The 12,325-nt window shown below is 63.1% G+C and carries 9 protein-coding genes; 3 read left to right on the top strand and 6 right to left on the bottom strand.

The window, feature by feature from the left end; genetic code table 11:
• Nucleotides 1-13 precede the first annotated feature (13 nt).
• The 4 genes from ndk to ileS are packed head-to-tail and all read right to left on the bottom strand — an operon-like array spanning nucleotide 14 to nucleotide 5,578.
• Nucleotides 14-430, bottom strand: coding sequence for a nucleoside-diphosphate kinase (ndk, locus tag ACFVSI_RS12100; RefSeq protein WP_144659015.1), 417 nt, complete (start codon nucleotides 428-430; stop codon nucleotides 14-16).
• 41 nt (nucleotides 431-471) lie between these two features.
• Nucleotides 472-924, bottom strand: coding sequence for a DUF4233 domain-containing protein (locus ACFVSI_RS12095; RefSeq protein WP_387823644.1), 453 nt, complete (start codon nucleotides 922-924; stop codon nucleotides 472-474).
• 1 nt (nucleotide 925) lies between these two features.
• Nucleotides 926-2,287: a bifunctional folylpolyglutamate synthase/dihydrofolate synthase gene (locus ACFVSI_RS12090; protein ID WP_387823642.1), complete on the bottom strand. Its 1,362-nt coding sequence runs from the start codon at nucleotides 2,285-2,287 to the stop codon at nucleotides 926-928.
• 3 nt (nucleotides 2,288-2,290) lie between these two features.
• The gene (gene ileS, locus ACFVSI_RS12085; protein WP_387823640.1) at nucleotides 2,291-5,578 is read right to left on the bottom strand and encodes an isoleucine--tRNA ligase; all 3,288 of its coding nucleotides are present in this window, start codon (nucleotides 5,576-5,578) and stop codon (nucleotides 2,291-2,293) included.
• 329 nt (nucleotides 5,579-5,907) lie between these two features.
• On the opposite strand from ileS, the gene ACFVSI_RS12080 reads away from it, so the two are divergent.
• Nucleotides 5,908-6,942: an endonuclease/exonuclease/phosphatase family protein gene (locus tag ACFVSI_RS12080; protein ID WP_387823638.1), complete on the top strand. Its 1,035-nt coding sequence runs from the start codon at nucleotides 5,908-5,910 to the stop codon at nucleotides 6,940-6,942.
• On the opposite strand, the gene ACFVSI_RS12075 is transcribed toward ACFVSI_RS12080, so the two are convergent.
• Complete coding sequence (locus tag ACFVSI_RS12075; RefSeq protein WP_387823635.1) at nucleotides 6,939-7,718, bottom strand: SDR family oxidoreductase; 780 nt, start codon at nucleotides 7,716-7,718, stop codon at nucleotides 6,939-6,941. The two genes, ACFVSI_RS12080 and ACFVSI_RS12075, sit on opposite strands and share 4 nt — an antisense overlap.
• A gap of 72 nt (nucleotides 7,719-7,790) precedes the next feature.
• On the opposite strand from ACFVSI_RS12075, the gene valS reads away from it, so the two are divergent.
• Together valS and ACFVSI_RS12065 are read left to right on the top strand one after the other, a co-directional pair.
• A complete protein-coding gene (gene valS, locus ACFVSI_RS12070) occupies nucleotides 7,791-10,412 on the top strand; it encodes a valine--tRNA ligase (protein WP_387823632.1) in 2,622 nt (873 codons plus the stop codon).
• A gap of 342 nt (nucleotides 10,413-10,754) precedes the next feature.
• On the top strand, nucleotides 10,755-11,630 hold the full coding sequence (locus ACFVSI_RS12065; RefSeq protein WP_387823629.1) for an Fpg/Nei family DNA glycosylase: 876 nt from the start codon (nucleotides 10,755-10,757) through the stop codon (nucleotides 11,628-11,630).
• A 13-nt stretch (nucleotides 11,631-11,643) separates the two neighbouring features.
• Here the strand turns inward: ACFVSI_RS12065 and ACFVSI_RS12060 are convergent, their stop codons facing one another.
• Nucleotides 11,644-12,288: a DsbA family protein gene (locus ACFVSI_RS12060; RefSeq protein ID WP_387823774.1), complete on the bottom strand. Its 645-nt coding sequence runs from the start codon at nucleotides 12,286-12,288 to the stop codon at nucleotides 11,644-11,646.
• Between the last annotated feature and the right edge of the window lie 37 nt (nucleotides 12,289-12,325).

The following is a 12,325-nucleotide window of genomic DNA, read 5'->3' as shown; positions in this document are numbered from 1 at the left end:
GTCTATGCCTGGATCAGTTAAACCAGATCTTGATTTCGCGCTCTGCCGAATCAACGGAGTCGGAGCCGTGGACCAGGTTCTGCTGGACAGCCAAACCCCAGTCGCGGCCGAAGTCACCGCGGATGGTGCCGGGTGCCGCCGTCGTCGGGTCCGTCGTCCCGGCGAGGGAGCGGAAGCCTTCGATGACACGGTGGCCCTCGAAAACGGCGGCGATGACCGGGCCGCTCAGCATGAACTCGACCAGGGGCTCGTAGAAGGGCTTGCCCACGTGTTCCTCGTAGTGCTGTTCCAGCAGCTCGCGGGTGGCGTTGACCTTCTTCAGTTCGGCCAAGGTGTAGCCCTTGGCTTCGATGCGGGCCAGGATGCTGCCGCCCAGGTTGCGGGCGACGCCGTCGGGCTTGACCAGGACGAGGGTCCGTTCAATGCTCACAGTTGCTCCAATGTGATGTATTCGGTGGTTTCCCAGCCAGTTTACGGGGTTTGCGGGCCGGCTTCGTCACTGTGGGCCGCGTCCCATTCGGCCTGCTCGCGGTCGCGCTGGGCCACCTCGCGGTCAATCCTCATGCCGGCGCGGATCCCGTACCACCAGCAGATTGCGAACAGGACACCCACGATGAACATCATGGGCTCCGCCAGGCCAGTCAGTATGAGCACGATCTGCAGCACCCACCCGAGGGCGATACCCCACGGCTTGGACAACACCGCACAGGCAAGAACCAGAACCACGCTCAAGGCGATTCCGACGCCAAGGATGATGCCCGGGTCGACTTCGCCGCGCCTGAGTCCAAAAACGGCCAGCGTGCCGAAGAACGCGACGAAGGCTTCGAGCAGCAGCACCGTGGACGCGAACATCACCTTGGTCGAACGGCGCTTCTTCGGCATCCCGGGACGCCATTCGCGCTGCGCTTTGGTCATTTTCGCCATACTAGGCACCCGCCTTTCCCAGCAGGATCCGGGCCTCCGCCACCACCGTGATGGAACCGGTCACCAACACTCCGCCTGCGAGGTCGTCGTTCGATTCGGAACGCTCAACGGCCCACTCAATGGCGTCGTCGAGCTTCTCGGCGATGTGCACGTTTTCCTCGCCGAAACCGAGATCAACGGCGAGCTCAGCCAGTTCAGCGGCAGGCACAGCCCGCGGCGAAGTGGACTGCGTGAAGCAGAACTCCTCGGCAAGGTCCCCCAGTGACTCCTTGAGCGTTTTCAGGATCTCCTCGGCGTCTTTTTCGCGCAGAACTCCCACCACAACCACCAGTTTGCTGAAGCTGAACGCCTCCTGGATGGCCTCGGCGGAGACCCTGATGCCGTCGGGGTTGTGGGCTGCATCCACCACGATGGTAGGCGCAGTCCGGACAACCTCGAGCCGGCCGGGCGAGCTCACGGTACCGAACGCCTCACGGAGTACATCGGCGTCGAGCTCCTTCTCACCACCTCCGAAAAAGGCCTCCAGAGCAGCCACGGCGACAGCGGCATTCTCGGCCTGGTGGGCGCCATGCAGCGGAAGCAGCACGTCTTCGTAGCGTCCAGCCAGTCCCTGGATGGTCACAACCTGGCCACCAACGGCAACGCTGCGCGCTTCCACGCCGAATTCGACGCCCTCGAAGCGGAACGGCACGTCGACTTCGCGGGCCTTTTCCAGCAGGACTTGTGCCGCGTCCACCGGCTGGGCAGCGCTTACCAGGAAGCCTCCCGGCTTGATGATTCCGGCTTTCTCGTAGGCAATGTCTTCGGTGGTGTCACCCAGGAGGTCCGTGTGGTCCAGCGAAATCGGGGTGATGACCGATACCTGGCCATCGCCGACGTTGGTGGCGTCGGTGATGCCACCAAGGCCGACTTCGATCACGGCCACGTCAACAGGCTGGTCGGCGAAAATGGCGAAGCCGAGGATGGTGACGCACTCGAAGTAGGTCAACCGGGGCTGGCCATCGGCGACGAGTTCGTTGTCCACGATCTCGAGGTACGGCCGGATTTCGTCCCAGATCCGCACGAAAGTGTCATCGGAAACGGGTTCACCGTTGATGCTGATCCGTTCGGTCACCTTGGACAGATGCGGGCTGGTGTAGCGGCCCGTGCTCAGACCGTGCGCGCGCAACCCGGCTTCGATCATGCGGGCAGTGGAAGTCTTTCCGTTGGTGCCCGTGATGTGGATGATCGGGAAAGCCTTGTTCGGTTCCCCCAGCACATCCATGGCCCGGAACAGCGGCGCAAGGCGCGGTTCCATCTTGTTTTCCGGTGCGCGGCCCAAAAGCTCGGCATAGACGCTCTCAACGGAGAATTCGTCGGTCATGGCTCAGGCCCCTGCCTTCTCTACGGTGATCCGGGGTTCTCCCGCGCCCGAAACCAGGGTTTCCAGCTCCAAGGTCAGCGTTTCCGTCTTGACCAGCCCTGAGTTGGCCTTGAGGGCATCGACGACGTCCTGCTGTGCTTCCACCGTGGTGTTGATACGGTCGCTCACATTGAAGCCGGCATCCTTGCGTGCCTGCTGGATGGCGCGGACCATGTCACGGGCGAGGCCCTCGGCCGCGAGTTCGGGGGTGACCTCGGTGTTCAGGACCACGAATCCGCCACCTGGCAGCACCGCAACTGAAGCGGAACCGCCGTCGACCGAGTCCGACACCACGGTTTCCAGCGTGTATTCCTGCGGTTCAAGTTCCAGGCCACCGGCAACAACCACACCGGCGTCGTTCACGGACCAATCGCCGGACTTGGAACCCTTGATGGCCTGCTGGACGTTCTTGCCCAAGCGCGGGCCGGCGGCACGGGCATTGACCACGAGCTTCTGCTCGATGCCAAACTCCTCGGGTGAGGCCGTGGCAGCGTCCAGCAGCCGCACCGAGCGCAGGTTGAGCTCATCGGCGACGACGGCGGCGAAACCTTCCAGCGCATCCGCGCCAGGTGCCACGACCGTCAGTTCCTGCAACGGCAGGCGAACGCGAAGGTTCGCGGCCTTGCGAAGGCTGGAACCTGTGGAACAGATCTGCTGGACGCGGTCCATGGCTTCGACCAATTCCGGGTTGGACGGGAACAGGGAAGCGTCCGGCCAGTCGGCCAGGTGGACCGAACGGCCACCGGTCAAGCCACGCCAGATCTCTTCGGAGACGAGCGGCAGCAGGGACGCTGCCACGCGGCACACAGTTTCCAGCGCCGTGTGCAGTGCGTCGAAGGCATCGACGTTCTCGTCAAAGAAGCGCTGGCGGCTGCGGCGGACGTACCAGTTAGTGAGCATGTCCAGGTAGCTGCGGAGTTCATCGCAGGCACCGGAGATGTCGTAGGCGTCCAGGCTTTCGGTGACCTTGCGGACGAGGTCCCCGGTGTTGGCCAGGAGGTATTGGTCCAGGGTGTCAGCGTAACCGTCGTAACGAAGCTTCGCGTCGTAGCCGGAACCACCGTTGGCGGCGTTCGTGTAGAGCGTGAAGAAGCTGTATACGTTCCAAAGCGGCAGGATGACCTGGCGTACACCGTCGCGGATGCCCTGTTCGGTGACGATCAGGTTTCCACCACGGAGGATGGGGCTGGACATGAGGAACCAGCGCATGGCGTCGGAGCCATCGCGGTCCAGGACCTCGGAGACGTCCGGGTAGTTCCGCAGGCTCTTGGACATCTTCTGCCCATCGGAACCCAGCACGATGCCGTGGCTGATCACGTTGCGGAAAGCGGGCCGGTCGAACAGGGCCGTGGACAGGATGTGAAGCATGTAGAACCAGCCACGGGTCTGCCCGATGTACTCCACGATGAAGTCCGCGGGGTTGTGCGTGTCGAACCAGTCTTCGTTCTGGAACGGGTAGTGCACCTGGCCGTAGGGCATGGAGCCGGAGTCGAACCAGACGTCCAGGACATCCTCCACGCGGCGCATGGTGGATTTGCCGGTGGGGTCGTCCGGGTTCGGGCGCGTCAGTTCGTCGATGAACGGCCGGTGCAGGTCCACCTGGCCCTCGTTGTTGACGGGCAGGCGGCCGAAGTCGGCTTCAAGGTCGGCCAGGGAGCCGTAGACGTCCGTGCGCGGGTATTCGGGGTCGTCGGACTGCCACACCGGGATGGGCGAGCCCCAGTAACGGTTGCGGCTGATGGACCAGTCACGGGCGTTGTCGAGCCACTTGCCGAACTGGCCGTCCTTGACGTTGCCGGGGATCCAGTTGATCTCCTGGTTCAGCTCCGACATGCGGTCCTTGAACTTGGTGACCTCCACGTACCAGGAGGAGACCGCCCGGTAGATCAGGGGGTTGCGGCAACGCCAGCAATGCGGGTAGCTGTGCTCATAGCTGGCCTGGCGGACCAGGCGGCCATCTGCGCGCAGCACCTGGGTGATGGGCTTGTTGGCGTCGAAGACCTGCAGGCCAACGATGTCGGCGAGCTCACCGTGGGCGAACAGCGGCAGGAACTTGGCGCCCTCATCCACCGAGAGGACAACCGGAATTCCCGCAGCCTCACAGACCTTCTGGTCATCCTCACCGTAGGCGGGGGCCTGGTGGACGATGCCCGTACCGTCTGTGGTGGTGACGTACTCCGCTACGAGGACGCGCCAGGCGTTCTGAGTACCGTATTTCTCCGTGTCGGCGAAGTCGTTCCAGAGAGGTTCGTATTCGAGGCCCTCAAGCTGGGAGCCCGTGTAGGTGGCCGTAACGGCGGCGGTTGCGGCAGCGCCGTCGTCGTACCCCAGGTCCTTGGCGTAGGACCCCACAAGGTCGGCAGCCAGCAGGAAGCTGCCGGTCACCGGCGCCTCTGCGGAAGCGGCTTTGACGCCGTTCGGTCCAGCGGGCAGGACGGCGTAACTGATGTCAGGTCCGACGGCGAGCGCCAGGTTCGTGGGCAACGTCCAAGGGGTGGTGGTCCAGGCGAGCGCCTGCACACCCGCAAGCTCCCGGGAAACCTCGGTCTCCCCTGCCTTGATCGGGAAGGTGACCGTGACGGTCTGGTCTTGGCGGTTCTTGTAGACGTCATCGTCCATGCGGAGTTCGTGGTTGGACAAGGGGGTCTCGTCCTTCCAGCAGTACGGGAGGACGCGGTAGCCGTTGTAGGTCAGGCCCTTCTCGTGCAACTGCTTGAAGGCCCAGAGGACCGACTCCATGTACTCGACGTTAAGTGTCTTGTAGTCGTTCTCGAAGTCAACCCAGCGGGCCTGGCGGGTGACGTAGGCCTTCCACTCGTTGGCGTACTTCATGACGGAGGCCCGGCAGGCGTCATTGAATTTGTCGATGCCCATGGCTTCGATCTGGGTCTTGTCGGTCATGCCCAGTTGCTTCATGGCTTCCAGCTCAGCGGGGAGGCCGTGGGTGTCCCAGCCGAAGCGGCGTTCGACGCGCTTGCCGCGCTGAGTCTGGAAGCGACCCACCAGGTCCTTGGCGTAACCGGTCAGCAGGTGTCCATAGTGCGGGAGTCCGTTGGCGAAGGGAGGCCCGTCGTAGAAGACGAACTCGTTGCTGCCGTCTTGCCCGGCGTCGCGCTGGTCGATGCTGGCCTGGAACGTGCCGTCTTCATCCCAGTATTTGAGGATGCGCTCTTCGATTTCCGGGAACTTCACGGAGGCGGACACGCCTTGCGCGCCGGACGAAGACGCTGAGGCCTTGGGGTAGTGGGTCATCTCATATCCTGTGATAGCTGGTTGACTGTCAGGATGCGAGGACGGCTTCTGTTCTGCCTGTCGGCAGCTCAGGTACCGCGGTACCACCTCACTTACCGGAACACGGGGTTCCGGCCTCTCATTACTGCTGTGACGGGCTTACCCGTCCGGTTCTACTGGGCACTGCTTGCCGTTTTGGCACTCACTGCGGTTCTTCCGGAAGCTCACCGGTGATAGCCGGGTCGATGCTGGTCCCTTTAGTCTAGCGGCAGCCGGGCGTGCTGCTCCACTCACAGGGTCATCCTTGAGGAGGACGGCCTGACGCCGCGGAGCTGCCTAGACTCGGGTCCATGTCCAACCACGCACCTGCCCTGCAGGCCGGAAGCCCCGCCCGACACCGCCCCTCCCTTGCGTGGACGGTGTTTGCGCTGATCGTGGCGGTGCCCACGGCGGGGGTTTCCCTGTTCCGGGCGATTCCTGCGCAGTGGCCTTTGCCTGTGGTTCAGCTGGTGGCGTTCACGCCCTGGCTGGTCATCCCGGCGGCCCTGGCGCTGGTCCTCGCCGTGGTCGGGCGCCGGGCCTGGGTCATCATCACGACGGCGGCCCTGCTGGCAGCGCAGCTGTTCTGGTTGTTCCCTTTCGACGCCGGCAGGCCGGAACGGCTGCCCGACGGGACACCGACTGCTTCCGTGAAGGTCATGAGCCTGAACACCGAATATGGCGAGGCCGATGCGGCGACCATCGTGCAGCTGGTCCGGGAGAACGGTGTCCAGCTTCTGGCACTGCAGGAGCACACCCAGGGGTTGGAGGATCGTCTTCAAGCGGCAGGTCTTATGGATCTCCTCCCCCAGCGTGTGAGCGATCCCCGTGACGATGCCGGCGGGGGCGCCGTCTACTCGGTCTTCCCGCTGGAAGCCGACGGACTTCTTCCGGACACGCCTTTCCGCATGGCCGTCACCCGGGTGCTGGTAGCCGACCCGAAGACAGGCCAGAGGTCGGCGCTGGATCTCACGAACGTCCATGCCCTGCCTCCGGTGGACGAGAGGATCGAACAGTGGCGCAGCGATCTGGCCAAGATCGGCCGCCAAGCCTCAGGCCCTGGTACCCAGTTGCTGATGGGTGACTTCAATGCGTCCTACGACCACGCGGAGTTCCGGGAGATGCTGGACTCCGGGAATGACGGAGCCAAGCTGGTGGACGTGGGAACGGCAGCGATGGCGCGCTTCGCCCCTACGTGGCCCATGGAAGGGCCGCCGCTCCCGGGAACGGTGCTGGACCATCTGGTAACGTCCCAACGGATCAGCAGCAGCGGCTACCAGGTTCAGAGAGTGCCCGGTTCGGACCACGCGGCTCTGCTCGCTACGCTTGCTGTTCCTGCGGGCTAGTCCTGCTTGCGGATCAGTTTGTGGTTCGCTGCCTGGGCTACCGGGCGCACTATGATCTGGTCCAGATTGATGTGGTGCGGAAGCGAGACCGCGTACTTGACGACGTCGGCTACGTCCTCGGCCGTCAAGGGCTTTTCCACCCCGGCGTAGACCTTGGCTGCCGCTTCCTTGTCCCCGAGCCTGTTCAACGCAAATTCCTCGGTGTACACCAATCCGGGAGCCACTTCGATGACGCGGATGTTGTTGCCAACTTCCTCAAGCCGCAGCGCGTTGGTCATGGCGTGCTGGGCAAATTTGGCGGCGTTGTAGCCCCCGCCGCCTTCGTAGGCAGACAGCCCTGCAGTGGACGTGAGGTTCAGGACTGTGCCTTCCCCGGTCCCTCGCAGCATGGGCAGGAAGGCCCGGGTGATTTTCATGGTGCCCAGGACGTTGACCTGGTACATCCATTCCCAGTCCTCGGTGTCCGCGTTTCCAATGGTGTCGGCGCCCCTCGCGCCGCCGGCGATGTTAATGAGCGTGTCAGCACCCCCGGCCTCGGTGACGGCCGCGAGAAGGGCCGCGACGTCGTCGTCGTTGGTAATGTCTGCCGGGAACGGCACCGCGCCGGTTTCGGCACCCAGGGCACCGATCCTGTCTGCGCGTCGGGCTACGGCAAACACCGTCCATCCGCTCGACGCCAGGGCCTTCACGGTCGCCTCGCCGATTCCGGTACTGGCGCCCGTGACGACGGCTGTCTTGTTCTCTGCTGCGGGGGTGCTGTGCGCTGCCAAAGTCATGGCACCACCCTATCGGGCGTTCGCCTTCGACCCACGGCGGGTTGTAACGCCAAGCCATGAAACAATTGGTCCATGGCTGAATCAACGCAGGGTACAGACACGCCCGCCACCGCCCCCATTAACGTCCCCGACAAGCCGGCCCTTGAAGGCCTCGAGGCTGCCTTGACGCAGCGCTGGCTGGAAGAGGGAACCTACAAGTTCAACCCGGACACCACCCGGGAGCAGGTCTACTCGATCGACACTCCCCCGCCGACGGCTTCCGGTTCGCTCCACGTGGGCCACATGTTCTCCTTCACACAGACGGACGTCCAGGCCCGCTACATGCGGATGACCGGCAAGAACGTCTTCTACCCCATGGGTTGGGACGACAACGGCCTGCCCACGGAGCGCCGTGTCCAGAACTACTACGGTGTTCGCTGCGATCCCGCCATCCCGTACAACGCGGACTACCGCCCGCCTGCCCAGCCTGCGAAGAACCAGCGCGATTTCGACGTCGTTTCGCGCCAGAACTTCATCGAACTGTGCGAAGAGCTCGCCGTTGAGGACGAGAAAGTCTTCGAAAACCTCTTCCAGACGCTCGGCCTGTCCGTCGACTGGGACCTGACCTACCGCACCATCGATGACACGTCACGCGCCGTCTCGCAGCGTGCCTTCCTGGCCAACCTGGCGGCCGGTGACGCTTACATGGCCGAAGCCCCCACTCTGTGGGATGTCACGTTCCGTACGGCCGTGGCCCAGGCCGAGCTCGAGGACCGGGAAGTCCCCGGCGCCTACTACCGCTACCCCTTCTTCACAGAAGACGGCGAAAAGATCTTCATCGAGACGACACGCCCCGAGTTGCTGGCTGCCTGCGCAGCGCTGGTGGCAAACCCCGACGACGAGCGGTACCAGCCCCTGTTCGGCAAGACCGTGAAGTCGCCCTTGTTCGACGTCGAGCTTGAGGTCAAGGCCCACCCGCTTGCCAAGGCGGACAAGGGCTCCGGTATTGCCATGGTCTGTACCTTCGGCGACCTGACCGACGTCACCTGGTGGCGCGAACTGCAGCTGCCTACCCGCGCCATCATGGGCCGCGACGGACGCATCATCGCCGACGTCCCGGAATGGATTACCACCGAAGCCGGCAAGGAAGCCTACGCAGCCATCGCAGGCAAGACCGCCTTCTCCGCCAAGGAAGCAGTGGTTGAACTGCTCAAGGCAGCCGAACTGCTCGATGGCGAACCCAAGAAGATCACCCACCCGGTGAACTTCTTCGAAAAGGGCGACAAGCCGCTCGAGGTTGTCACCTCCCGTCAGTGGTACATCCGCAACGGTGGCCGCGACGAAGAACGCCGCCAGCGCCTGATCGGCCGAGGTCAGGAAATCAACTTCCACCCGTCCTTCATGCGCTCCCGGTACGAGAACTGGATCGCCGGCCTCAACGGTGACTGGCTCGTATCCCGTCAGCGCTTCTTCGGCGTGCCCATCCCGGTGTGGTACCCGCTCGACGCCCAAGGCAATCCGGACTACGACAACCCCATCCTGCCTTCCGATGAGATGCTGCCCGTCGACCCGGCGGCAGACGCTGCCCCCGGTTTTGATGAGTCCCAGCGCGACCAGGCCAACGGCTTCACCGGAGACGCCGACGTTCTCGACACCTGGGCCACGTCCTCGCTGACGCCGCAGATCGTTGGTGGCTGGAGCCGGGACGACGAACTGTTTTCCAAGGTCTACCCCTTCGACCTCCGTCCGCAGGGACACGACATTATCCGTACGTGGTTGTTCTCCTCGGCAGTGCGCGCCGACGCACTGCAGAACAGCGCGCCCTGGAAGCATGCAGCCATCTCCGGCTGGATCCTGGACCCGGACCGCAAGAAGATGTCCAAGTCCAAGGGCAACGTGGTGGTACCCACCGATGTGCTGAACGAGTACGGATCGGACGCGGTCCGCTACTGGGCAGCATCGGCCAAGCTCGGCGCTGACACCGCGTACGAGATCGCCCAGATGAAGATCGGCCGCCGTTTGGCCATCAAGCTGCTCAACGCTTCGAAGTTCGTGCTGAACCTCGGCGCTACTGAGAACTCGGTGGTGACGTCGGATCTCTCGGTTCTGACCAACCCGCTGGACCGCGCGCTCCTGGCGCAACTATCCGACGTCGTGGCACAGTCCACCAAGGCGTTCGACAACTACGATTACGCCCGCGCTTTGCAAATCACGGAGTCCTTCTTCTGGCAGTTCACCGATGACTACGTCGAACTGATCAAGGACCGTGCCTACGGCGCAGCCGGAGAGTCCGAGCAGGCTTCCGTCCTGGCTGCACTGGCAACGACGCTGGACTCGTTGCTCCGCCTCTTCGCCCCCTTCCTTCCCTTCGCTACCGAAGAGGTCTGGGGCTGGTGGCGCACGGGTTCGGTCCACCGCGCCGAATGGCCCACTGCCCTCGAAATTACCGACGGCGACACCACCATGCTTGGCACGGTCGGTATCGCTCTGAGCGGCATCCGCAAGGCAAAGTCCGAGGCCAAGGTCAAGCAGCGCACCGAGGTGCTCTCCGCCTCCATCACCGCTTCGGAGGTACTGGTTGCGCAGCTGAAAGCCGGTCTGGGTGACTTGAAGGCGGCAGCCAACGCGCAGGAAATCACTTTGCAGTCAGGCGAGGGTGAGTTGACCGTCAGCGACGTCGTCCTGGCCCCTGCCGAGGAGGCCCCGGCCTCTTAAGCGACACATGCGCCCATCGGATTTTGGGCAAAGGGGAAGCCCCATCAGCGTTTTGCCGTTGGTGGGGCTTCGACTTTTCGGCTGTCCGGTGACGACTTGACAGTCTGGCGGAATCCTTGGAATTTCAGGTCTTCCTACCTCGTCACAGGTAGCTTGCTTCCAACTTTGCCAAAGGCTGCGTTGGTTGCATATCACTGAATCTTTGGTTTCCGTGTCCCTCTTCTTTCGAAGTGGGTATGAACAATTGTTGTCCCGCTGACCGGGATGCACAAGGCTTTGGAAAGAACTACAAACCTGTAGTTATCCTGCCCAACTTCGAGCAGCTGTGGCAGAGTAATGTCCATGCCGGAACTGCCCGAAGTGCACGGCCTGTGCATGTACCTGGACACCCAACTCCGTGGAGCCACGCTGACCGAGGTCCGCATCAACTCCTTCTCTGCGCTCAAGACTGCCGATCCTCCCTACAGCGCCTTGGAGGGAAGGACCGTTCAGGGGGCGCGGCGGCTCGGAAAGTTCGTTTGCCTTGATCTGGACGGGCTCTTCTTCATTTTCCATTTAGCCAAAGCAGGCTGGGTCCGCTACACCGAGCACCCTTCCTCCGCGGGGTTGCGGATGGGGAAGAGCAACATCTCGGCGAGGCTGCTGTTCCACCGTCCCGCCGATGACGCCCACATCGGAGTGGACCTGACAGAAGCCGGAACCAAGAAGAGCCTGGCCATCTATGTAGTCAGGGACCCGCAGGACGTTCCCGGTATCGCGACGCTGGGCCCTGAACCGCTGAGCCCCGACTTCGATGAAGCCGCTTTCGCCGTCATAGTGAAGTCCAGCCCGCAACAGATCAAAGGCCTGTTACGCAGCCAAAGCGTGATCGCTGGCATCGGCAACGCTTACAGTGATGAGATCCTCCACGCCGCGAAGATCTCCCCGTTTGCCATCGCAAAGTCGCTGGACAACGAAACGGTGGCCCGCCTGTATGACTCGATGCAGGAAGTCCTGGTGGGCGCCGTCAACGCAGCTGCCGGAAAACCCTCCAGCGAACTCAAGGACACCAAGCGCAGCAACTTCCGGGTACATGCCAGGACAGGTTTGCCGTGCCCCGTGTGCGGGGAAACAGTAAGGGAGGTGTCCTTCGCGGACACCTCCCTCCAATACTGCCCCCATTGTCAGACCAACGGAAAAATCCTGGCCGACCGCCGGACCTCGCGCTTCCTGAAGTAGCGCTCCGGTGCAGCTAGTTGAATTCCGGGCTCTCCGTGCGGCTGCGCTTCAGTTCAAAGAAGTGCGGGTAGCCGGCCAATGTTACTGTCGCGTCCCAAAGCTTCCCGGCTTCCTCGCCTCGCGGAATGCGGGTGAGGACAGGCCCGAAGAACGCGGTCCCATTGACGGCGACCACCGGAGTCCCGACGTCCTGGCCCACCAAAGAGATACCGGCCTCGTGGCTGGCGCGCAGCTTGGCGTCGTATTCGTCCGACTCTGCGAAACGTGCCAGGTCGGCGGGAAGCCCGGTATCTGCCAAGGCTTTTTGGATCACTGAAGCGCGGTCTTTGTTGCCCTCGTGGTGGATCTGCTCACCCATGGCGTCATAAAGCGGCTTGACGTAGCTGCTGCCATGGAGCTCCTGCGCCGCGATGATCACGCGGACAGGACCCCAGCTGTCATCCATCATGGCCCTGTACTCGGCCGGGAGGTCGCGGCCTTCGTTCAGGACGGACAGGCTCATCACATGCCAGGTGGTCTCGATGCCGCGTACTTGCTCCACCTCGCCGATCCAACGCGAGGTGATCCAGGCAAAGGGGCAGACGGGGTCGAACCAGAAATCAGCTTTATTTACGGTGTTTTCGGGCGCGGTCACTTCAGACACGATCTGTTCGGACACAAAGAACTCCTCGACAAGAGTGGAAACGTAGGTAGTC

Source organism: Paenarthrobacter sp. NPDC057981, assembly GCF_042886835.1.
Classification (GTDB): Bacteria; Actinomycetota; Actinomycetes; order Actinomycetales; family Micrococcaceae; genus Arthrobacter.
This window is presented reverse-complemented; position numbering and strand designations above follow the sequence as displayed.

Bases quoted from the DNA above. Each gene is read 5' to 3' on its own strand.
- ACFVSI_RS12095 (WP_387823644.1), bottom strand. From the start codon at position 924: ATGGCGAAAATGACCAAAGCGCAGCGCGAATGGCGTCCCGGGATGCCG.
- ACFVSI_RS12080 (WP_387823638.1), top strand. From the start codon at position 5,908: ATGTCCAACCACGCACCTGCCCTGCAGGCCGGAAGCCCCGCCCGACAC.
- valS (WP_387823632.1), top strand. From the start codon at position 7,791: ATGGCTGAATCAACGCAGGGTACAGACACGCCCGCCACCGCCCCCATT.
- ACFVSI_RS12065 (WP_387823629.1), top strand. From the start codon at position 10,755: ATGCCGGAACTGCCCGAAGTGCACGGCCTGTGCATGTACCTGGACACC.
- ACFVSI_RS12090 (WP_387823642.1), bottom strand. From the start codon at position 2,287: ATGACCGACGAATTCTCCGTTGAGAGCGTCTATGCCGAGCTTTTGGGC.
- ileS (WP_387823640.1), bottom strand. From the start codon at position 5,578: ATGACCCACTACCCCAAGGCCTCAGCGTCTTCGTCCGGCGCGCAAGGC.
- ACFVSI_RS12075 (WP_387823635.1), bottom strand. From the start codon at position 7,718: ATGACTTTGGCAGCGCACAGCACCCCCGCAGCAGAGAACAAGACAGCC.